Origin of the sequence: Maribacter sp. (genome assembly GCF_039974175.1) — a bacterium.
In the GTDB taxonomy this organism is placed as follows: Bacteria; Bacteroidota; Bacteroidia; order Flavobacteriales; family Flavobacteriaceae; genus Maribacter_C.
The window spans coordinates 68,849-89,964 of record NZ_JBDWJN010000001.1; the positions used below are offsets into that span (position 1 = coordinate 68,849).

The 21,116-nt window shown below is 39.6% G+C and carries 18 protein-coding genes and 1 riboswitch; of the genes, 12 read left to right on the forward strand and 6 right to left on the reverse strand.

Annotated features, from left to right (window positions below):
• Positions 1 to 63: 63 nt before the first annotated feature.
• Both ABJN95_RS00315 and ABJN95_RS00320 read left to right on the forward strand, forming a co-directional pair.
• Positions 64 to 588 (forward strand): inorganic diphosphatase, encoded by a 525-nt coding sequence (locus tag ABJN95_RS00315; RefSeq protein WP_348367985.1) that lies wholly within the window; start codon positions 64 to 66, stop codon positions 586 to 588.
• Positions 589 to 701: 113 nt separating this feature from the next.
• Positions 702 to 3,095, forward strand: a complete 2,394-nt coding sequence (locus ABJN95_RS00320; RefSeq protein WP_348367986.1) for a sodium-translocating pyrophosphatase — start codon at positions 702 to 704, stop codon at positions 3,093 to 3,095.
• A gap of 121 nt (positions 3,096 to 3,216) precedes the next feature.
• On the opposite strand, the gene ABJN95_RS00325 is transcribed toward ABJN95_RS00320, so the two are convergent.
• From ABJN95_RS00325 to ABJN95_RS00340, 4 genes are all read right to left on the reverse strand, one after another.
• Positions 3,217 to 3,387, reverse strand: coding sequence for a hypothetical protein (locus tag ABJN95_RS00325; protein ID WP_348367987.1), 171 nt, complete (start codon positions 3,385 to 3,387; stop codon positions 3,217 to 3,219).
• 76 nt (positions 3,388 to 3,463) lie between these two features.
• Positions 3,464 to 4,168 (reverse strand): energy transducer TonB, encoded by a 705-nt coding sequence (locus tag ABJN95_RS00330; RefSeq protein ID WP_348367988.1) that lies wholly within the window; start codon positions 4,166 to 4,168, stop codon positions 3,464 to 3,466.
• 221 nt (positions 4,169 to 4,389) lie between these two features.
• Positions 4,390 to 5,100: a dipeptidase PepE gene (gene pepE / locus ABJN95_RS00335; protein WP_348367989.1), complete on the reverse strand. Its 711-nt coding sequence runs from the start codon at positions 5,098 to 5,100 to the stop codon at positions 4,390 to 4,392.
• A 14-nt stretch (positions 5,101 to 5,114) separates the two neighbouring features.
• Positions 5,115 to 5,729 (reverse strand): deoxynucleoside kinase, encoded by a 615-nt coding sequence (locus tag ABJN95_RS00340; RefSeq protein ID WP_348367990.1) that lies wholly within the window; start codon positions 5,727 to 5,729, stop codon positions 5,115 to 5,117.
• A gap of 449 nt (positions 5,730 to 6,178) precedes the next feature.
• Between ABJN95_RS00340 and metK the strand changes: the two genes are divergently transcribed.
• From metK to ABJN95_RS00370, 6 genes are all read left to right on the forward strand, one after another.
• Complete coding sequence (gene metK, locus ABJN95_RS00345; protein WP_348367991.1) at positions 6,179 to 7,435, forward strand: methionine adenosyltransferase; 1,257 nt, start codon at positions 6,179 to 6,181, stop codon at positions 7,433 to 7,435.
• A gap of 144 nt (positions 7,436 to 7,579) precedes the next feature.
• Positions 7,580 to 9,523, forward strand: a complete 1,944-nt coding sequence (locus tag ABJN95_RS00350) for a CocE/NonD family hydrolase (RefSeq protein WP_348367992.1) — start codon at positions 7,580 to 7,582, stop codon at positions 9,521 to 9,523.
• Positions 9,524 to 9,616: 93 nt separating this feature from the next.
• Positions 9,617 to 9,739: riboswitch (SAM riboswitch) on the forward strand.
• A 123-nt stretch (positions 9,740 to 9,862) separates the two neighbouring features.
• On the forward strand, positions 9,863 to 11,155 hold the full coding sequence (locus tag ABJN95_RS00355; RefSeq protein WP_348367993.1) for an O-acetylhomoserine aminocarboxypropyltransferase/cysteine synthase family protein: 1,293 nt from the start codon (positions 9,863 to 9,865) through the stop codon (positions 11,153 to 11,155).
• An 85-nt stretch (positions 11,156 to 11,240) separates the two neighbouring features.
• Positions 11,241 to 14,627 carry a bifunctional aspartate kinase/homoserine dehydrogenase I gene (gene thrA / locus ABJN95_RS00360; protein WP_348368131.1) on the forward strand — a complete coding sequence of 1,129 codons (3,387 nt, stop codon included), beginning with the start codon at positions 11,241 to 11,243 and terminating at the stop codon, positions 14,625 to 14,627.
• Entirely contained in the window at positions 14,627 to 15,790 is a 1,164-nt protein-coding gene (locus ABJN95_RS00365) for an aminotransferase class I/II-fold pyridoxal phosphate-dependent enzyme (protein WP_348367994.1), read from the forward strand. The genes thrA and ABJN95_RS00365 overlap by 1 nt, the downstream gene beginning before the upstream one ends.
• Positions 15,791 to 15,812: 22 nt before the next feature.
• Positions 15,813 to 16,460 (forward strand): helix-turn-helix transcriptional regulator, encoded by a 648-nt coding sequence (locus ABJN95_RS00370; protein WP_348367995.1) that lies wholly within the window; start codon positions 15,813 to 15,815, stop codon positions 16,458 to 16,460.
• Between the two features lie 14 nt (positions 16,461 to 16,474).
• Here ABJN95_RS00370 and ABJN95_RS00375 read toward each other — a convergent pair whose 3' ends face one another.
• A complete protein-coding gene (locus ABJN95_RS00375; RefSeq protein ID WP_348367996.1) occupies positions 16,475 to 17,812 on the reverse strand; it encodes an amidohydrolase family protein in 1,338 nt (445 codons plus the stop codon).
• A gap of 57 nt (positions 17,813 to 17,869) precedes the next feature.
• A complete protein-coding gene (locus tag ABJN95_RS00380; protein ID WP_348367997.1) occupies positions 17,870 to 18,871 on the reverse strand; it encodes an aromatic ring-hydroxylating dioxygenase subunit alpha in 1,002 nt (333 codons plus the stop codon).
• A 108-nt stretch (positions 18,872 to 18,979) separates the two neighbouring features.
• On the opposite strand from ABJN95_RS00380, the gene ABJN95_RS00385 reads away from it, so the two are divergent.
• From ABJN95_RS00385 to ABJN95_RS00400, 4 genes are all read left to right on the forward strand, one after another.
• Complete coding sequence (locus tag ABJN95_RS00385) at positions 18,980 to 19,558, forward strand: TetR/AcrR family transcriptional regulator (protein WP_348367998.1); 579 nt, start codon at positions 18,980 to 18,982, stop codon at positions 19,556 to 19,558.
• 62 nt (positions 19,559 to 19,620) lie between these two features.
• Complete coding sequence (locus tag ABJN95_RS00390; protein WP_348368132.1) at positions 19,621 to 20,031, forward strand: Rrf2 family transcriptional regulator; 411 nt, start codon at positions 19,621 to 19,623, stop codon at positions 20,029 to 20,031.
• A gap of 183 nt (positions 20,032 to 20,214) precedes the next feature.
• Complete coding sequence (locus ABJN95_RS00395; RefSeq protein ID WP_348367999.1) at positions 20,215 to 20,478, forward strand: DUF2061 domain-containing protein; 264 nt, start codon at positions 20,215 to 20,217, stop codon at positions 20,476 to 20,478.
• Positions 20,479 to 20,488: 10 nt separating this feature from the next.
• Positions 20,489 to 21,112 (forward strand): phosphoadenosine phosphosulfate reductase family protein, encoded by a 624-nt coding sequence (locus ABJN95_RS00400; protein ID WP_348368000.1) that lies wholly within the window; start codon positions 20,489 to 20,491, stop codon positions 21,110 to 21,112.
• Positions 21,113 to 21,116 lie beyond the last annotated feature (4 nt).

Below are 21,116 nucleotides of genomic sequence, written 5' to 3' on the forward strand. Positions count from 1 at the left end.
AATACTAATACTAATGTTGTAACTTAACCGTTAGACTATCTTCGCACGCTTAAAAAATTAGAAATGACTAAAAGAGAAATCACCTTCGATGTGTTAATAGAAATCCCTAAAGGGAGTAGAAATAAATATGAATATGACTTTACATTAAATAAGATCAGATTCGACCGCACCCTTTTCTCATCTATGATGTACCCAGGTGATTACGGCTTTGTTCCTGAGACCTTAGCACTTGATAAAGATCCTTTAGATGTCTTGGTGCTGTGTACTGAACCAACATATCCCATGGTGGTAGTTGAGGTAAAGCCTATTGGTGTTTTTCATATGGCAGATGAAAAAGGACCTGATGAGAAGATAATATGCGTCCCGGTTTCAGATCCCATATGGAATCAGAAGAATGACTTGTCAGACATAAATCCTCATAGGAAAAAGGAAATTGAACACTTCTTTCAAGTGTACAAAGACTTGGAAAAAAAGAAAGTTGATGTTGGTGGCTGGGGCAACGCCGAGGAAGCTCGAAAGATATACCAAGAGTGTGTTAAGCGTTATGATGAAAGTGAACACAAAAAGAAACGCACTTTTACGATATAGTTAAATTTTACCTTGTTAAAAGCCATTTTTACCAGTAAAAATGGCTTTTTTTATTCTATTTGATTTTAGTACTTTAGCAGCCGTTAAAAAAAACTAAAAATAACTCAACAACAATGGATTTAATCGTAAAATTTTTACCCGCATTTGGAGTGTTGGCCCTACTTTATGTGGCTTGGAAGAATGTATGGGTAGGTAAGCAAGAAGTCGGTGATGAAAAAATGGCAAGAATTGCCAAAAATATTGCTGATGGAGCAATGTCTTTCTTAAAGGCAGAGTACAAAATACTATCGATTTTTGTGGTAGCGGTAGCCGTTCTTTTATTCTTTAAGGGAAGTAATGAAGTAGGCTCGAACGGTATGGTTGCGGTATCATTCATCGTGGGAGCCATCTGCTCCGCACTTGCTGGTTTTATAGGAATGAAGGTCGCAACTAAAGCAAATGTTAGAACTACTAATGCTGCAAGAACCTCTTTGGGTAAAGCACTCGAAGTAGCTTTTGCCGGTGGCGCTGTAATGGGTCTTGGTGTTGTTGGTCTTGGTGTTTTAGGACTAAGTGGCTTGTTTATGATATATAGTGGGCAAGGTTGGGAAATAGGTGAAGTACTAAATGTGCTATCCGGTTTTTCTCTTGGAGCTTCCTCCATAGCATTGTTCGCGCGTGTTGGTGGCGGTATATATACCAAGGCCGCAGATGTTGGTGCAGATTTGGTAGGTAAGGTAGAGGCTGGTATTCCTGAAGACCACCCATTAAATCCGGCTACTATTGCAGATAATGTTGGTGACAATGTTGGTGATGTTGCTGGTATGGGAGCTGATCTTTTTGAATCATATGTAGGTTCTATTATTGGTACCATGGTTTTGGGAGCTGCATTTGCACAAATTCCTGATTTTGCTGCGGCTTTTGACGGCTTAGGTGCAGTTTACTTGCCTTTGGTACTGGCTGCTATTGGTATTATCATGTCTATAATAGGTACTTTCTTTGTAAGAGTTAAAGATGGTGGAAATCCACAAACTGCCTTGAATATTGGAGAATTTGGTTCTGCTGCTTTGATGCTAGTTGCTTCCTTTTTTATCATTACCAATATGTTACCTGCTAGCTGGTCTTTCGGTGGTGTTGAGTATGGCGCGATGGGTGTCTTTTGGGCTGTATGCGCAGGTCTGGTTGCAGGCTTAGCCGTAGGAAAAGTAACGGAATATTATACAGGTACCGGCACAAAGCCTGTGAATTCAATTGTACGTCAATCTGAAACAGGTGCGGCTACTACGATCATAGCTGGTTTAGGAGTGGGTATGATGTCAACCATGATTCCCATCTTATTAATTGCTGCTGCTATTTTGGTTTCTCATCATTTTGCAGGATTATACGGAATTGCAATTGCTGCTGTAGGAATGTTAGCAAATACAGGAATTCAATTGGCTGTTGATGCGTACGGACCAATTTCTGATAATGCTGGGGGAATTGCCGAAATGGCAGAATTACCAAGTGAGGTTCGTGAAAGAACTGATAAATTAGACGCAGTGGGTAATACAACTGCTGCTATCGGTAAAGGATTTGCAATCGCTTCCGCTGCCTTGACAGCTTTGGCATTGTTTGCAGCTTTTATGCAAACGGCTAATGTAACCGCAATTGATGTTTCAAAACCGACGGTAATGGCAGGGTTATTAGTGGGAGGTATGCTTCCTTTTGTATTCTCTGCTTTGTCGATGAATGCTGTTGGCCGTGCGGCTATGGCGATGATTGAAGAAGTGAGACGCCAGTTTAGAGATATTCCTCAGTTGAAAGCAGCCTTGGAAGTGATGCGTGCTGTTGATTCTGATATGTCGAAAGCGACCGAAGCACAGCGAGCTATTTTTGATGCGGCTGATGGTGTTGCCGAGTATGATAAGTGTGTAGCAATTTCTACCAAAGCCTCAATCCGTGAAATGGTACTGCCAGGTCTTTTGGCCATTGCAGTTCCCGTAGCCGTTGGATTTATTGGAGGAGCCGAAATGTTGGGCGGACTTCTGGCCGGAGTAACCACCTGTGGTGTTTTGATGGCTATCTTCCAGTCGAACGCTGGTGGTGCTTGGGATAACGCTAAGAAAATGATTGAAGAGCAAGGTAGAAAAGGAACCGATGCCCACAAAGCAGCGGTTGTTGGAGATACGGTTGGAGATCCATTTAAAGATACTTCAGGGCCCTCTTTGAACATTCTTTTGAAATTAATGTCTGTTGTTGCCTTGGTAATTGCACCTAGTATTGCATTGAACGCAACAGGAGTTGCCAACTATGTTAACGATAAAGAAAAGGCAAGCGTCGAAATTACCATGAATGTTGAAAGTGCTGATATGGCACAAGCTACTATCGTAAGTACTTCAATTGTAAATGGAGAAGAAGTTGTAGAAGAGAAAATTTTAAAAGGAACAGAAGCCGATATAAAAGCGGAGTTGGAAACTTTAGAAAATGCTAAGGTGAAAACCAATAGCGATAAAACAGCGATTGTAATCAAAAAGGAAGTTAAAAAATAAGACTTCTTTTCTTCAGATCACAGTATAAAACCATCCGACAGCAACCGCTATCGGATGGTTTTTTTGTTTAAATAACAGTATCTCACCGATCAATATATCATGGTGATGTATTTTCAAAATTTTAAATACGGTTATACACTAGCAAACTACCTAGATCAAAACCCTTGGTGTCATGAGGAGTTCTCCATTCCAAAGCGATATAGATTAGTACCAATATAATTAGGAGCCCCAATACAAAGTAGAGTACCCTTATGCCATTCAAATCTTTTCCTGGATTCTTTTTTGGTCTCATATCAATTAATTTAAGAAATGCTAAAACCATCCTTCGGATAGCAGGATGGTTTTGGTGTTTCAAAAACTATTCCTAATTAGTTTAACTGAAATAGTATTGGAATCGAGAATGCAACTTTTACATTTTGATCTCTTTGTTTGCCTGGGGTCATTTTAGGTAGTTTACCTATAATGCGTTTTGCTTCCTTTTCAAGGTTTTTGTCAGGACCCCTCAGTAGAATATTCGCAATGCTACCATCTTTCGCAATGGTAAATTGCGTAAACACCTTTCCTTCTACACCCATTTCTTGAGCAATTACAGGATAGCGAAAGACTTTTCTGATATGCGTATTCATTTTATCCTGAAAGCACGCCCTTTTGTCTTCGGCATTTTCACAACCAGGAAAAATAGGTACTTGTTCAATGGTCACCCAGTTAACCTTAACTTCCTCTTCGACTTCGGCGTATTCTACTTCCTCGACTTCAACAACTTCGGTGTTTTCATCAATTTCCGATGATTCAATAACCGTTTCCTTAATGTCATCGTCATCTGGTACCACTTCAATAATTGGAGGTGCAATCGGAGGTGGAGGTGGCGGTGGGGTTTTCCATTCTACCACGGGAACTTCTTCATCGATTTGAGGTTCAATACTTTGTACAATATCGACATGCCCAATGTCATAAAATGTTTTCCATTCTACGGCAACATAGGTCAGAGCCAAAACCATGGCCATGCCAGCGGCAAAAAAAATACCGCTGCTTTTGTTCAGATCTTTTTTTGGATTCTTTTTTACTTCCATCATTTAAGGTTTTCTTCCACCGGCTGGTGGAAAGGTTTTACATTCTTTTCACATGTACCATATCATTATCCGGAATTGATATAGCTCGTTTTTAGGTTTGTTGTTGTTTGCTTAAACCTAGCACAAGAAAGATGCCTAAGAAATGAAGAATGAGTGAAAGCTAGTTTTCAATTAGCGAAAGGCCTTTCTCAAAAAGGGAAGAATTTTAGCTATTAATACATTTGCTACCTCAGGAACGCCAAAGAAGATTTGGCTTCGACTTCGTAGGGGTTTTTATCCTTTTCAAAAATACGAGCTGTGAGTCCTTCTCCCGCTAAGGTAGTTTGATGGTGCGCTACCTGTATCCAGCTACCTTCGCGTAAGCCGACCACTGGAATATCATTGAATTTATGAAACTCTTTAATACGAGTTTCACGGGTTTCTCCCTTGTGTTTTGAAGTGGGGTCTGGGTCTAAATAATGCGGATTGATATTAAAAGGCACTATACCCAAGGTATCAAAGCTGGGTAGATATACAATGGGCATATCATTCGTAGTTTTAACACTTGGTCCTGCAATGTTGCTTCCGGCGCTGGTTCCCAAATAAGGAGTTCCATTTTGGATGGCTTCTTGAAGCGGCTGAATTAAATTGTGCTTGTAAAGTTCATCGACTAAAATAAAGGAATTTCCTCCTCCGGTAAAAATACCCTTGGCATTTTGAATAGCTTCAACGGGGTTTTCATAAGTGTGTATTCCACGAATATGGGTATTGATTTTTTGAAATGCAATTTCGGCTATACTCGTATATTCATCATAAGAAATTCCGCTTGGTCTTGCATAGGGTATGAAGACAACTTCATCTGTAAAACGAAATATTTCTTGAAGCTCATCAAATAGATAGTCTAAATATTCGCCACCATAAATGGTTGAAGTGCTAGCAAGAATGCAGTTGACCATTTCGAATTTGGCTCTTAGAACAACCCGTTGATTTCAGCGTCGATTTTATTAATAATGGAACCCAAATCTTCTGGTTCATCAACAAAATCGAGATCGTCAACATCGATAACCAACAGATTTCCCTTTTCGTAACCATGTACCCAAGCTTCATAACGCTCATTCAAACGACTTAGATAATCGATAGAAATGGTATTTTCATATTCGCGGCCTCTTTTATGGATCTGTTTTACCAAATTGGGAATCGAGCTACGCAAATAGATGAGCAAATCAGGTGGTTGAACCAAACTTTCCATCAATTCAAATAAGCTTGAATAGTTGTTGAAATCTCGGTTGGTCATCAAACCCATGGCGTGCAAGTTGGGAGCAAAGATGTAAGCATCTTCGTAAATCGTACGATCTTGAATAATGCTTTTGCCCGATTCACGTATTTTCAGAATTTGGCGATATCGGTGATTTAAAAAATAGATTTGCAAGTTAAAACTCCACCGTTCCATTTGTGTGTAAAAATCATCCAAATACGGATTATCTACAACATCTTCGAAGTGAGCTTCCCACTTATAATGTTTTGAAAGTAATTTTGTCAAAGTAGTTTTACCGGCTCCGATGTTTCCCGCAACAGCAATGTGCATACCTATTTTTTAAGGGGTTGGTTGGTTATAAATCAAAAATTAGTTGGGCATACAATATACGAATGATCTTGGGTTGGCGAAAGAAATCGTTGTTGAAATACCAAGAAATAAGACAATGTAGATTCTTTAGCTATCCGCTTTAAATTGAGTACTCACCAACAAGATTTGTACAAAATAAATTTTCACCAACTAGTTTTGTACAAATCTGCTGAGAATAACTTTCTTAATGAAACTATTTCATATTTTTGCAAGCATAAATAAGAGGAAGGATTTGACTGATTGCAACCTCAAAACCTTGAATTCATTTCAGGATCTAGTTCTCATGAAAGGGAATTAGAAACTGAACCACGCTCAGTTTGAAAAATGCTAAAGCAGTTGATTATGATCAATCATAGTTATACTTCTCAAGGCTTTTGCGTCAGTCCGCTCTTTATAAAACAAAGAATCATATGTCGTATTTATTTACATCAGAGTCCGTTAGTGAAGGGCACCCAGATAAAGTTGCAGATCAGGTTAGCGATGCCTTGCTAGATAACTTTTTAGCTTTTGATCCTGAAAGTAAAGTGGCGTGTGAAACCTTGGTTACTACGGGTCAGGTTGTATTGGCAGGTGAAGTGAAAAGCAATACATACCTTGATGTTCAAAATATAGCTAGAGATGTCATAAATAAAATTGGCTATACGAAAGGGGAGTATCAATTTAGTGGCGATTCTTGTGGCGTAATTTCTTTGATTCATGAGCAATCTCAAGATATCAACCAAGGAGTTGATCGTGGTTTAAAAGAAGATCAAGGGGCTGGTGATCAAGGCATGATGTTCGGTTATGCGACCAAGGAAACGGAGAACTACATGCCCTTGGCCTTAGATATTTCTCATAAGATTTTGCAGGTATTGGCCGAATTAAGAAGGGAAGGAAACGAAATCGACTACCTAAGGCCCGATGCCAAATCACAGGTTACCATAGAATATTCTGATGCGAATGTACCACAACGAATCGATACCATTGTAGTTTCAACGCAACATGATGCGTTTGACGTAGATGATGAAAAAATGTTGGCAAAGATAAAGTCAGATATCATTTCGATTTTAATTCCAAGAGTGAAATCTCAATTGCCCTCCAAAATTCAAGAATTGTTCGATGACCAAATCGTATTTCATATCAATCCCACCGGAAAGTTTGTAATCGGTGGCCCTCATGGCGATACGGGTCTTACAGGAAGAAAAATTATTGTTGATACCTATGGCGGAAAAGGGGCTCATGGAGGTGGGGCGTTTAGCGGAAAAGATCCAAGTAAGGTAGACCGAAGTGCTGCCTATGCCTCTCGTCATGTAGCGAAAAATTTAGTAGCAGCCGGGGTTTCGGACGAAATTTTGGTGCAGGTAAGTTATGCTATTGGAGTGGTAGAGCCTACTTCGATTTTTGTGGATACTTATGGCACTGCAAATGTTGATTTAACCGATGGCGCAATTGCTGAGAAAGTAGCAGCGCTTTTTGATATGAGACCCTTTGCAATTGAAGATCGTTTGAAGTTGAGGAATCCGATTTATTTGGAAACTGCCGCCTATGGTCATATGGGTAAAGAACCTCGAACGCTTACCAAAGTATTTGAATCTCCTTACAATGGAAGAATAGAGAAAGAAGTGGAGCTTTTCACTTGGGAAAAATTGGATATGGTCGAAGCTGTGAAATCGGCATTTGGACTATAATCCTATAAATATTTATCGCCGCGAGCTTGAAGTAAAGCAGGTCGTTCAATTGAACTTGTAGAAATGCTTTGCTCCTTTTTGATTCCTCGTGTTTCCAAAAATTCACATTCTTTTAGTAGCTTTAACCTCCTAACTCATAAAGCTATGTCTAGACGATTCAAAATCTTCTCAATTTTTGTTATTACCTTGGTGTTTGTACTAAGTTCTTGCAAAAAAAACACCAAAACTACCCAAGATGAGGTTGCTGATACCTATGTTGCCGATAACTATACGAAACAAGAGGTAGCTATTGAAATGCGAGACGGTATAAAACTGCATACCACGATATACTCCCCTATAGATACCTCTAAAAAGTATCCCATTCTTTTGCAACGCACTCCTTATAGCTCAAGGCCCTATGGCGAAGGGCAGTATAAGGAAAAAATCGGACCAAATATTCACCTCATGAAAGAGGGAAATATTGTAGTTTATCAAGATGTTCGAGGTAGGTGGTTAAGTGAAGGGCATTATGAAAATATGCGGGCGTATATACCGAACAAAACTTCTGAAAAAGATGTCGATGAAAGCTCCGATACCTACGACACCATTGAATGGTTGGTAAACAATGTGAACAACAACAATGGAAATGTTGGTATTTGGGGAATATCTTATCCGGGTTTTTATGCTACCTACGCTACGGTTGACGCACACCCAGCGCTAAAAGCTGCATCGCCGCAGGCCAGTATCGGTGATTTCTTTTTTGACGATTTCCATCATAATGGGGCGTATTTGCTAAGTTATTTTAGAGCAACTTCTCTTTTTGGTACACCAAGACCTAGTGGCGATATGCCAATTGATACAGCATGGTATAGTTTACCCGATTTAAAGACTGAAGACCAATATCAGTTCTTTTTAGACGTAGGGCCGCTTAAGAACCTCAATTCATTTTTTGAATACGACATAAATGATGAAATTTCATTGGCACCAGATGATGAGACTGACGATTTTTTCTGGAATGAACTGAAAGAGCATCCAAATTATGACGAATTATGGCAAAGCAAAGGACTCATTCAACACTTAAAAGATGTAAAGTCACATGTAGCCACAATGGTCGTTGGAGGATGGTTCGATGCTGAAGACTTGTACGGTCCGTTGGAAACCTACAAGAACATAGAAAACTACAATAAGGATAACTACAATACCATGGTTTTTGGTCCTTGGGACCACGGCAGATGGGCAAGAAGAGACGGCCGAACGGTTGTGGGGAATTATTATTTTGGCGATGAGATTTCGGAATATTTTCAGGAAAACATAGAGACAAAGTTCTTTAATCATTTCCTTAAAGGAAAGGGTGATCATAATAGTGGTTTGCCCGAAGCCTATGTTTTTGATTCTGGTCGAAAAGAGTGGCAACAATACGACACATGGCCGCCCAAAGGAGTGGTAAAACAAGATCTGTTTTTATCGGAAAACCAAGAATTGACCGCTGAATTGAAAAGTACAACAGCCATTCAATTTATAAGTGACGTCAAAAAACCAGTACCATATTCTGAAGACGTAAAATCTGTTTTTACACCTAGAAAATATATGACCGATGACCAAAGATTTGCGGCCCGCCGTTCTGATGTTTTGGTTTTTGAAACCGAAGTTATGGAAGAAGATTACACCTTGGCTGGTGATATTCTAGCCAAGCTTCAAGTTTCAACTTCAGGTGATGCCGCAGACTGGATTGTAAAAGTCATTGATGTTCACCCTGCCACTACAGAGACCAACGAAGAAATGCAAGACCATTTGAAAATGAGCAATTATCATCTGATGGTACGTAGCGAAGTTATGCGAGGTCGATTTAGAAATAGTTTTACCAATCCTGAACCCTTTGTGCCGAACAAGAAAACAGCGGTAAACATCAAACTTCAAGATGTTTTTCATACCATAAAAAAGGGACATAAATTACAGGTTCAGGTGCAAAGCACTTGGTTTCCGTTGATTGACTTAAACCCGCAGACCTATGTAGCGAATATTTTTAAGGCTGATGAAGAAGATTTCAAAACCCAGACCCATACTGTGTACACCGATTCAAGCATAGAATTCAGCGTGCTATCCCATTAAAAAGGTAGGATTTTGTGAAATTTTTCTAAATAATTAGGTTTTAAAATAATTCTGACTTTTATTTGTTGCTTCAAAGTTCAAACACGTATTGAATAGTTATCAAGAAAGGTGGAGGGATTAGACCCTATGAAGCCTTAGCAACCCTTGAGTCTTCCCATAGCTATCGGAATCAAGAAGGTGCTACATTCTATCTCTTATACTGGAGACAGATAACGAAAAACAAATTACTAATAAGTAATTTTTCGCTTTCTTATAACTTTTTGATTTTACCACTTCCCTCGTCGGTGGAGATGGGTTTGACTTTTAATTATTTGTTTAACAATTAAAAATCGAAAAATCATGAGTGATCAAAAATTTTCAACAAATGCATTGCATGCTGGGCATGACACAACACAAACAAGTGGAACACGAGCAGTACCAATCTTTCAGTCAACATCGTATGTGTTCAACAACACAGACCATGCAGCAAATTTGTTTTCATTAGCGGAATTGGGTTTTATCTATACAAGATTAAACAACCCCACCAATCAAATTTTACAAGACCGTTTGGCAGCCATTGAAGGTGGCGTCGGTGCAGTAGTATTCTCGTCAGGTACGGCAGCCATTTCAACAGGTTTAATGACCTTGTTAAAGGCAGGAGACCATATTGTGGCGTCCAATAGTTTATATGGTGGCACCTTCAATTTATTGAATGTAACCTTACCGAGACTAGGAATTACAACTACCTTTGTAGACCCAGCTGATCCAACCAATTTTGGAAAAGCTGTTCAAGAAAATACCAGGGCAATTTTTGTAGAATCTCTTGGAAATCCAAAATTAGACGTACTCGATCTAAAGGCGATTGCATCCGAAGCGAAAGCTGCCAAAGTGCCATTTATTGTAGACAATACTGTGGCTACTCCCGGACTTTTAAACCCAATTGAGCATGGGGCAAATCTGGTCATTCACTCCCTGACCAAATATATTAACGGAAACGGTACTGCTCTTGGGGGAGCAATCATAGATGCAGGAACTTTTGACTGGACCAATGGTAAATTCCCTGAATTCACAGAACCCTCAGCGGGATATCACGGTTTGGTATACAGCGAAGCTCTTGGAGCAGCTGCATTTACCTTTAAACTGATTCTTGAAGGACTACGAGATTTTGGCGGTGCTTTGAGTCCGTTTAATGCCTTTCAAATCATTCAAGGGTTGGAAACGCTATCGGTACGTATCAAACAACATAGTGAAAGTGCATTGGCAATAGCAGAATGGTTGCAAGATCGCGAAGAGGTAAGCTGGGTGAATTATCCAGGACTTAAAGGCAACAAATATTATGATCTTGCACAAGAATACCTGCCGAAAGGACAAAGTGGATTGGTGACTTTTGGCGTAAAAGGAGGTTTTGAGGCGGCAAAACAGTTGACCGATGCGACTAAAGTATTTTCTTTGTTGGCGAACATTGGCGATACCAAGTCTTTAATCATTCACCCTTCTAGTACAACCCACCAACAATTAACCGAGGAGCAACAACTCGCAGCGGGAGTGTCGCAAGATTTGATACGCCTGTCAGTAGGTCTAGAGGATATCGCTGATTTAAAGACAGATTTAGAACAAGCTTTTGCGGCTATTGACAAGTCTGTACTGGCCTAAAACTTTAGCTATCACTTCGGCTACGCTCAGTGACCCAATGGGTTGGCTGAGCCTAGTCGAGGCATAATTGTAATTGATGAGTCAAATGCTCCACCAACTCAAAATAAAAAACTACAAAACCATAAGTGGTATAACTCAAGACATCGAGTTATCCTATCAACTTTTTGGTAAAAAACTATATTCGGCTCCGATCGTTTTAGTGAATCATGCCTTGACCGGTAATTCAAATGTTACCGGAAAAGAGGGCTGGTGGTCTGCATTGATCGGTGATGGAAAGTGTATTGATACGAATAAGTACACCATCTTATCGTTCAATATTCCGGGTAACGGATATGATAAGTTTGTAATTGAGAACTACAAGGATTTTGTTGCGGGAGATATAGCTCATATTTTTTTAAAAGGGCTACGTCAGCTAGAAATCGATCAGCTTTTTGCTGTCATTGGAGGTTCGCTAGGAGGTGGTATTGCTTGGGAAATGGCAGCTCTGAATCCTCAGTTGATTGAGCATTTGATTCCCGTTGCGTCAGATTGGAAATCAACAGATTGGCTTATTGCCAACTGCCAGATTCAGGAGCAGTTCTTAGTGAATTCGAAGCAACCTGTGCACGATGCTAGAATGCATGCCATGCTATGTTATCGTACCCCTGAGTCCTTTAAGGAGCGTTTTAAGCGCAGTACGAACGAAGAGCTTCAAATTTTTAATGTTGAAAGTTGGTTGATGCACCATGGCGAAAAGCTCCAAGAGCGATTTCAGCTTTCTGCCTATAAACTCATGAATCAGTTGCTTAAGACGATTGATGTAGCTAGAGATGGTGACGCCAATTTCATAAACCTTCAAAATAGTGAAACCAAAATTCATATTGTAGGCGTTGATTCTGATTTGTTTTTTACAGCGAAAGAGAACAAGGAGACTTTTAAACAAATTGCACAGGCCAATAGCAATGTTACCTATGGTGAGATACAATCGTTACATGGTCATGATGCCTTTTTGATCGAGTTTGAACAGTTACAAAAACTGCTCAATGGAATTTTCAATTCCAACGGTAAGTCTGAAAAAGTAAAGGTGCTCAAATTTGGGGGTAAGTCTTTAAGTAATGGGGTAGGAATCGGTCGGGTTTTAGATATTGTTTCCTCTAAGGTTAAGGCCGGAGAGAACATTGTAGTCGTACTTTCTGCTCGTGAAAAGGCAACAGACCAATTGGAAGCAATGCTTGATAAAGCTGCAGCCGGTAAGGACTATATCAAAGATTTTGAGGCTTTTGAAAAATACCAACAACATACCTTCGGAAATGTAAATCTGTCTAAGGAATTCAAAAATTTGGCTAAGCTTTTTGAAGGTGTTTCCTTGTTGGGCGATTACAGTCCGAAAATCAAAGATGAGGTATTGGCTTATGGCGAGTTGATTTCCGGAAAGCTAATGACCAAATTATTGATTGGCAAAAAAGTAAATGCCAAATTTATAGATGCTCGAGACCTTTTTAAAACAGACGATACCTTTGGTGATGGCAAGCTGTTGGAGAATATCTCTAAGGAAAACGTATTGCTCAAGTTTGCAGAATTGCCCGCTGACTCGGTCCCTGTTTTTACAGGATTTATTGCCTCTACCGTGCAAGGCGAAACAACTACTTTAGGAAGAAACGGAAGTAACTATTCTGCAGCCTTACTAGCCAACTTTTTAGATGCCGAAGAATTGCAGAACTATACCCATGTAGATGGAATTTTTACGGCTAATCCTGATTTCGTTCCTGAGGCCAAACGCTTATCGAATCTCTCCTATGAAGAAGCAAATGAGCTGGCCAACTTCGGAGCGACCATTTTGCATGCCAAAACCATTATTCCCTTAATTGAAAAGAACATTCCGTTACGGATTTTGAACACCTTTAATGGTGATGCAGCGGGAACGCTTATCAGTGCTAAATCTAGTAAGGAAGGCATCAAATCGCTTTCGATTATCGAAGATGTTGCCTTAGTCAACTTAGAGGGTAGGGGACTATTAGGAAAAGTAGGTATCGATGCCCGAATTTTCAAAGCGCTGGAAGAAAAAAATATCAATGTAAGTATCATATCACAAGGTTCTTCCGAACGTGGAATAGGCCTTGTGGTAAATGAAGGCAATGCCCTAAAGGCTAAGCTGGCTTTGGAAAAAGAGTTTTCCAAAGACTTTAAATCGAAAGACATCAACATGATTACGGTTGTCAATGATGTTTCGGTGGTCTCCATTGTTGGGCAAGATTTGAGCACCTTTCATAAACCCTATAATGCTCTGATCAAGAATCAAATCACCCCCTTATTGTTCAACAATACGATTTCAGGGAAAAACGTGAGTTTGGTAGTGAAAAAGTCTGATTTACATAAGGCCTTGAATGTTATGCACGGTCAAATCTTTGGAATCAGCAAGAAAGTGAACCTGGCAATATTCGGCCACGGAAATGTTGGAGGAACCCTGATTGACCAAATTTTAAAGTCTTCGGAAACGATAGCAAAACGAAAGGGAATTGATTTGAATGTATTTGCGATTGCAAATTCGAAGAAGCTTTTGATCAACAAAAAGGGAATTCCGAAATCATGGAAATCAGCTATCGATTCTAAAGGTAAAAAGTACAAAGTAGAAGACATTTTTGAATATGCAAGAGCGCATCACTTAGAAAACCTAATCGTTGTCGACAATACGGCCAGCGAAGACTTTGTGGCGAATTATTTTGATTTTGTAGAGAACGGTTTCGATTTGGTTTCCTCAAACAAAATTGCAAATACATTAGGCTTTGATTATTACCAATTATTGCGCGAAGAGTTGGTTAAAAATCAAAAGCAGTATTTGTACGAGACCAATGTGGGCGCAGGTTTGCCATTAATTGATACCATAAAATTACTGCATCTTTCTGGGGAGAATATCACTAGAATTAAAGGCGTTTTCTCGGGTTCTTTAAGCTACATTTTCAACACATTTTCGGAGGTCAATGCCCCCTTTTCACAGATTCTGAAAGATGCCATACACCAGGGTTTCACCGAACCAGATCCGAGGGAAGACCTTTCGGGAAATGATGTGGGTAGAAAATTATTGATTTTGGCTCGTGAATTGGATTTAAGCAACGAGTTCTCTGACATCAAAATACAGAATTTGATTCCCGAACAATTGCAAAAAGGCAAGGTGGACCACTTTCTAAAACATCTGAATATGTTGGACGATAAATTCAACGAGATCAAAAAGAATCAAAAGGAAGGCCATGTACTACGCTATGTGGGAAATCTACATGGTAACCTTCAAAAAGAAAAAGGACTTCTAGATGTAAACCTGATTTCTGTACCCAAGGAAAGTGCTTTGGGGCAGGTAAAGGGCTCCGATTCTATAATTGAGATTTACACCGCCTCTTATGGAGAAAAACCCTTGGTCATTCAAGGTGCCGGCGCCGGTGCAGCAGTAACAGCTAGAGGCGTTTTCGGAGATATTTTACGAATTGCAGAAAAAGGCTAATGGAAAACAAATTCGAAACAAACGCTATACGAACACAACTAGAACGTTCGCAAAATTTGGAGCATTCAGTACCTATGTACTTGACCTCTAGTTTTGTCTTTGAGGATGCTGAAGATATGCGCGCATCTTTTGCAGAGGAGAAAGAGCGCAATATCTATTCGAGATATTCGAATCCGAATTCTACTGAGTTTGTTGATAAGGTATGTCAAATGGAAGGCGCCGAGGCGGGATTCGCTTTTGCCTCAGGCATGGCGGCCGTATTCTCGACTTTTGCAGCCTTATTAGAAAGTGGCGACCACATCCTTTCGGCTAGAAGTATTTTTGGTTCTACACATTCGCTATTCAACAATTTTTTTCCGAAATGGAATATCTCCCATTCGTATTTCAAGATTGATGAACTCGAGTCGATTGAAAACTTGATAACACCTCAAACAAAAATCATTTATGCCGAATCTCCTACCAACCCCGGGGTTGATATTTTGGACTTGGAAGCCTTGGGTACCATCACTAAGAAACACAATTTGATTTTGGTCATTGACAATTGTTTTGCTTCGCCCTATTTACAGCAACCCATCCAATTTGGTGCTGATCTGGTGATACATTCTGGTACCAAACTGATGGACGGACAAGGGCGGGTTTTAGCTGGAGTAACGGTAGGACGTGCAGATTTGATTGACAAAATATACCGCTTTTCAAGAATAACGGGTCCGGCATTGTCACCTTTCAATGCCTGGGTACTATCGAAAAGTTTAGAGACCTTGGCCATTCGTGTTGATCGCCATTGCGAAAATGCTTTGAAATTGGCGGAGTTTTTAGAAGGGCATGAGAAAATCAATTGGGTACGTTATCCTTTTTTGAAATCGCATCCAAAATATAAGATTGCGAAAAAGCAGATGAAAGCAGGGGGCTGTGTGGTCGCTTTTGAAGTCAAAGGCGGTTTGCCGGCTGGACAAAAATTCTTTGATGCCATTAAGATGTTATCGCTCTCTGCCAATTTGGGCGATTCGCGAAGTATCATTACACACCCAGCATCAACAACTCATAGTAAGCTGACTACTGAAGAACGAGCTGAGACGGGTATTACAGATGGCATGGTTCGGGTTTCTGTTGGCTTGGAGCATATTGATGATATTATCAGCGATATTCGTCAAGCTTTGGAGTAAATTCCAATGTCACTTCAATGAATTGACCAAAAACGAACCCAATTATGTTCCGAAAGGATATGCGCTTCTTTTTCTCCCTGATGTATTGATACGTACTGATTTGGGACGTAAAATTCATACCTACAACTATTTCGCCTATTCCGTAAAAGAGGCCCTGCATATTTCAACAAAAGAGCGTAAAGTGATTTTGAGTTTGTTAGATAAGATTCAGTTTGAGTTAGAGCAGACGATAGACAAGCATAGTAAGAAATTGATTATGGCCAATATCGAACTTTTTTTAGACTATTGTATGCGTTTCTATGACCGACAATTTCTTACTCGGGAGACTTCGCACCAGCGTTCTTTGGCTAAATTCGATATGTTGTTGAACGATTATTTTACATCGGAAAAACCCCAAAAACAAGGCTTACCCTCGGTAAGTTACTTTGCTGACCAATTGCATTTATCGTCTAATTATTTTGGAGATCTAATTAAAAAGGAAACTGGGAGGTCGGCTCAAGAATATATTCAAAACAAACTTATAGCGGTAGCGAAGGAAAAGGTTTTTGACCTTAATAAGTCGGTTAGTGAGATTGCTTTCGAGCTTGGCTTTACGTATCCGCAGCACTTTAGCCGTCTTTTTAGGAAAAAAGTTGGACGCGCTCCGCAGAAATTTCGATCAATGAATTGATTTTAAGGTGTATTTTATAAATCATTCTTATAGACCTTTCCATCTTTCATAATCAATTTGAGATACTGCTGAGGGTTTGCTACTACGGCTATATTCTCTAGAGGATTGCCGTCATAAATCAATAAATCTGCGTAAGCACCTTTTTCGATGACCCCTAATTTTCCTTTGGTATACGGATTGATTTTTCCCGATAAAGAAAGCAAACGTGCATTTTCAGAGGTAGCCTGTTTTAAAATTTCTATAGGAGTATACCATTTGGCTCGTGAAGTAAATTCGGTAAGGGCATATGACTCATAACCTAAATCTCCGTAAGCGTCTGAACCAAAACCCACATTGATATCATATTTTTTGGCTAGTTTGAAAACGGTATCGGTTCCTTCTAAAACGGGTTTTATTTTCTTATTCAAAGCCTCAGGAATTACATTGCTTCCGGGCACCCAAAAACTTGCAGGAGTATCTGTCCAGAAAGCTTGAGGCACCAACCAGGCGTCTTTTTCTTTTATCAATTTTATCGTTTCCTCGTTAAGCAGATGACCGTGGTCCAAACATTTTACACCAGCATTCAAAGCGCGTATAGCGCCTTTTGATTCGTAAATATGAACCGCTACATAGGTATCCCAATCGGCTGCCGCCTGAACGGCGGCTTGGAGTTCTTCAATGGTGAATTGTACCGAATGTATGGGGTCGAAATCAGAAGCGATACCACCACCTGCCATCACTTTAAGTTGGGTAGCTCCTTTTCTTAAATTTTCACGTGAAGCTTTTAGCACTTCAGGAACTCCGTCAACAACATAAGACCAACCTAGTAAATCTGCAGGGTGCAATTGACCCCCAGATAGTTGAACACTTGGTTCATTGGCACTTCGAAAATCACCGTGTCCGGAGGTTTGGCTGATATACGCCCCTGAAGGGTAAATTCGAGGACCAACTATCAAGCCTTCATCAACAGCCCTTTTAATTCCGAAGACCGGCCCTCCCAAATCACGTACCGTTGTAAAACCCAACATCAAAAAATTCTCAGCGGCTTTAGCAGTTCGAATAGAGGTGTACATCCAATGGGCTTCATTTCGAGTTTCTCTATCGCTCATTGTTGCTGATAAATGAACATGGGCATCTGATAGTCCAGGGATCAACGTTCTGCCTTTTCCATCCAATATGGTAGCGCCATCGGGTTCAGAAATATTCTTAGATACCATTTTGATGAGGTTTCCCTCAATGAGAACGCTAACATTGTTGTTGAGCCTGTCACTAGTTCCATCCCAAACATTTACGTTTTTGATAAGAATATTATTTTGAGAAAATACAGCGAAGCTGAAAACTAAAAAAAGTAAAAAGAAAGATGAGGTTCTCATAGGTTGGTGGTTGTAATTCGTATTTTGAAATTTATCAAAGAAAGATACTCATTTAGATTAATAGCTTAACTTCTGCTTTTTCATCGCCCTTCTATAATTCATCGCCACAGCATCAAATTTTAAATGTAATTCTTCAGTAAAATCAAAAGGAACTTGCTCAGGCCGTTGCGACTCTACGATGCGCTTATCTTGGTCAAAAATTAGCTGTTCAAAATCTTGTAAAACAGTATCGGGCTCGTCATGGTCGTAATTGCGTCCAATAATGCAGAAGCCACGGCATTTTTTATTTGATATGGGTTGCGAAGTAAAAAAGTACACCATACCTTTTTCACCACCCCATCCTAATCTTAATACAATAGTGTAGGGAAGGTGAAGTTCATACACACTTCTTCGTTCTGGTTTTACAACATCATCATTGGCAAAAATGGGAAAGTCATCACTGTTGGTAGCTTCGGGTCGAACTACAGAATAATGCAAAACAGCATCTCTAACTGTCACTTTGCATTCTGGTACTTTGGGTCTCTCAGGGTCACCTAATAAGCCTGGGTGTACCCATGGGAAATGTCCGAAGTCGGTAAAATTTTCTAGCTGTCTTGAACTGTCGCTCTTCCAGTCAAAAGGTCCCGTTTTGACTAATTTCCAATCGGTACTTTCAAATTCTGGTATATCTGGAAGCTCATATTTTGGTGCTGCCAGTGCAACCCAAACCAAACCGAATTTTTCTTTGCAATGATAGGCCGGAGTTTTTGCTTTGGGTGGAATTGCGACTTCTGGGTCTTGCGGAATCTTAACGCAATTTCCTTTCGAATCAAATTGCCATGCGTGATACGGACAAACGAGGCAATCGTCTTTAATCCACCCTAAAGACAAGGCGGTACCCCTGTGAATACAAACATCGCGCATGGCGTGCACTGCGCTATCGGAAGTTCTCCAAACAACTACAGGTTCGTCCAACAGAAAAGTTCCAAAGGGTTTGTCTATTTCGATTTCGTAGCTATATGCAACAGGATGCCAGCAGGCGAATAGGTTTTCAGGAAATATAGTTTTAGAAGGTGTCATGTTATTATTTCGTAGGTGAACGTATGTTCATGTAAATATATATAATTGTTAATAATTCGCAAACTTTTCTTTCTTTTGTAGTACTTCAAATAGCATCGATTTAGACAAATGAATAAAAGCAGCAAGAAAGAACGGTTTTTAGAGGTGGTATTAAAACTAATTCATAAGAAGGGTTTTAAGGCTACGACAATGCGTGATATTGCCCAAGAGCTAAATTTTGAAGTTGCAAATGTTTATAATTATATCGATTCGAAACAGTCCTTACTTGAGGAATATCTTTTTGATATTCAAGACGAATTTCATACAGCTATTGACCATGTGCTAGCCTCCACTCATACAGCCGATAAAAAGTTACAACAGGCAATTTCATCTTATATTCAAATTACGACTAAAAGGCCATATGAACAGGCATTGCTTGTAAATGAGTGGCGTAATTTAAAGGAACCCAGGCTTCAAGAATTTGTTGAGCGAAGAAGGGGGTATGAACGAAAGTTGCAGGCCATCGTTGAAGCTGGGGTAAAACAGGGTCAGTTCAGGGCTTTAGATATTGAAATGGCAACACAAACGATTTTGGCCACCTTGCGTTGGCTTTATAATAAATGTCTCCATTCTGAGTCAATAGTCAACCCAATAGAAATCGAAAAGCAGTTGATTGAATTTATTTTTGTTGGTATTATAAAGAACTGATGCCATATTTTCGAGGATGCCGATTGGCCAACCTCTTTACCAAATTTCCCTATCTTAGCCCTATGCTCTCTAAAAAGACAAAATACGGACTAAAGGCCTTAGCTTATTTAGCTTCACGCAACGGAAAGCAACCCGTACAGATTGCAGAGATTGCAAAACAGGAAAATATCTCGCAAAAGTTTTTAGAAAGCATTTTGCTATCGCTGCGAAAGACCGGTTTTTTGGGTTCTAAAAAAGGGAAGGGTGGGGGCTACTACCTCATTAAAGATCCCAAAGAAGTTTTGATGACCGATGTGATGCGTGTTTTGGAAGGGCCTATAGCTATGGTGCCATGCGTTAGCTTGAATTTCTACGAAAAGTGTGATGACTGCCCAAGTGAAGAAGAATGTTCAGTACATATGTTAATGCTTAAGGTGCGAGATAGTGCTTTGGAAGTCTACCGCAACAATACGTTGGCAGACTTGATCGCTTAATTCGTCAATTATATGTTTGTTTTCGTTGCATATCTTCTAAAATTACTTTGATTTTTTTATTAATCTACTAAATCTATAGGCAAATAGTAATTTTGTGTTCTTTTTAACGTTATCCATTCATAAATAGTTCTATTTTTGAATTGCCTATTAAATCTATAGGGTAATTAAAGTTTGCTAAAAAGAATGATTGTAGACCAAATTTTACAGCAAAGAACCGTAAAGAAAAAGAAGTATTCAGAAGATAAAAGCTCTGAAAAACCGATTCGAAGTGTTGCCAAAGCAATTAGTTGGCGGGTTATTGGAACCTTAGACACCTTATTAATTTCATACTTGCTTACGGGTAAAGTAGTCTTGGCAGCGTCAATCGCTTCTATCGACTTTGTCACTAAAATGTTCTTGTATTTCTTTCACGAAAGACTTTGGAATAAAATTAACTGGGGTAAATAAATAGTTAGACATGGCTTTTACACAAGAACAAATAGATAAACTAAATATTCAATTCAAAGGCATTCCGCCGGCTGAAATCATTTCTTGGGCCGTTAAACAGGCTAAGAGAGCGGTGGTGACTACGAATTTTCGACCTTATGAAGTGGCCATTCTTCATGCAGTGGTTAGTGTTAAGCACGACATACCTGTTATATGGTGTGATACGGGTTACAATACACCAAATACCTATAAGCATGCCGAAGAACTAACCACCAATTTGGGTTTGAATATAGATCTGTATGTTCCGAAACAGACGTCAGCATATAGAGACGCTCTATTGGGGATTCCACAAATAAATGACCCAAGACACGCGCAATTTACAGATCAAGTTAAATTGGAACCTTTTAGAAGGGCCATGGTCGCACATCAACCTGATGTGTGGTTTACCAATTTGCGTAAAGGACAAACCGCCTTAAGAGATTCATTAAATATCTTAAATCTTGGTAAAGACGGCGTTTTAAAGGTAAGTCCGTTTTACCATTGGAACGATGTACAACTCGATGCCTACCTAGAGGAAAGAAACTTGCCCAATGAACATAATTATTTTGACCCCACTAAGGTTTTAGAAAATCGAGAATGTGGTTTGCACACATAAAAAA

Excerpts from the sequence above, each read along its gene's own strand:
- ABJN95_RS00315 (WP_348367985.1), top strand. The coding sequence starts at position 64 with ATGACTAAAAGAGAAATCACCTTCGATGTGTTAATAGAAATCCCTAAA.
- ABJN95_RS00320 (WP_348367986.1), top strand. The coding sequence starts at position 702 with ATGGATTTAATCGTAAAATTTTTACCCGCATTTGGAGTGTTGGCCCTA.
- ABJN95_RS00325 (WP_348367987.1), bottom strand. The coding sequence starts at position 3,387 with ATGAGACCAAAAAAGAATCCAGGAAAAGATTTGAATGGCATAAGGGTA.
- ABJN95_RS00330 (WP_348367988.1), bottom strand. The coding sequence starts at position 4,168 with ATGATGGAAGTAAAAAAGAATCCAAAAAAAGATCTGAACAAAAGCAGC.
- pepE (WP_348367989.1), bottom strand. The coding sequence starts at position 5,100 with ATGGTCAACTGCATTCTTGCTAGCACTTCAACCATTTATGGTGGCGAA.
- ABJN95_RS00340 (WP_348367990.1), bottom strand. The coding sequence starts at position 5,729 with ATGCACATTGCTGTTGCGGGAAACATCGGAGCCGGTAAAACTACTTTG.
- metK (WP_348367991.1), top strand. The coding sequence starts at position 6,179 with ATGTCGTATTTATTTACATCAGAGTCCGTTAGTGAAGGGCACCCAGAT.
- ABJN95_RS00350 (WP_348367992.1), top strand. The coding sequence starts at position 7,580 with ATGTCTAGACGATTCAAAATCTTCTCAATTTTTGTTATTACCTTGGTG.
- ABJN95_RS00355 (WP_348367993.1), top strand. The coding sequence starts at position 9,863 with ATGAGTGATCAAAAATTTTCAACAAATGCATTGCATGCTGGGCATGAC.
- thrA (WP_348368131.1), top strand. The coding sequence starts at position 11,241 with ATGCTCCACCAACTCAAAATAAAAAACTACAAAACCATAAGTGGTATA.
- ABJN95_RS00365 (WP_348367994.1), top strand. The coding sequence starts at position 14,627 with ATGGAAAACAAATTCGAAACAAACGCTATACGAACACAACTAGAACGT.
- ABJN95_RS00375 (WP_348367996.1), bottom strand. The coding sequence starts at position 17,812 with ATGAGAACCTCATCTTTCTTTTTACTTTTTTTAGTTTTCAGCTTCGCT.
- ABJN95_RS00380 (WP_348367997.1), bottom strand. The coding sequence starts at position 18,871 with ATGACACCTTCTAAAACTATATTTCCTGAAAACCTATTCGCCTGCTGG.
- ABJN95_RS00385 (WP_348367998.1), top strand. The coding sequence starts at position 18,980 with ATGAATAAAAGCAGCAAGAAAGAACGGTTTTTAGAGGTGGTATTAAAA.
- ABJN95_RS00390 (WP_348368132.1), top strand. The coding sequence starts at position 19,621 with ATGCTCTCTAAAAAGACAAAATACGGACTAAAGGCCTTAGCTTATTTA.
- ABJN95_RS00395 (WP_348367999.1), top strand. The coding sequence starts at position 20,215 with ATGATTGTAGACCAAATTTTACAGCAAAGAACCGTAAAGAAAAAGAAG.
- ABJN95_RS00400 (WP_348368000.1), top strand. The coding sequence starts at position 20,489 with ATGGCTTTTACACAAGAACAAATAGATAAACTAAATATTCAATTCAAA.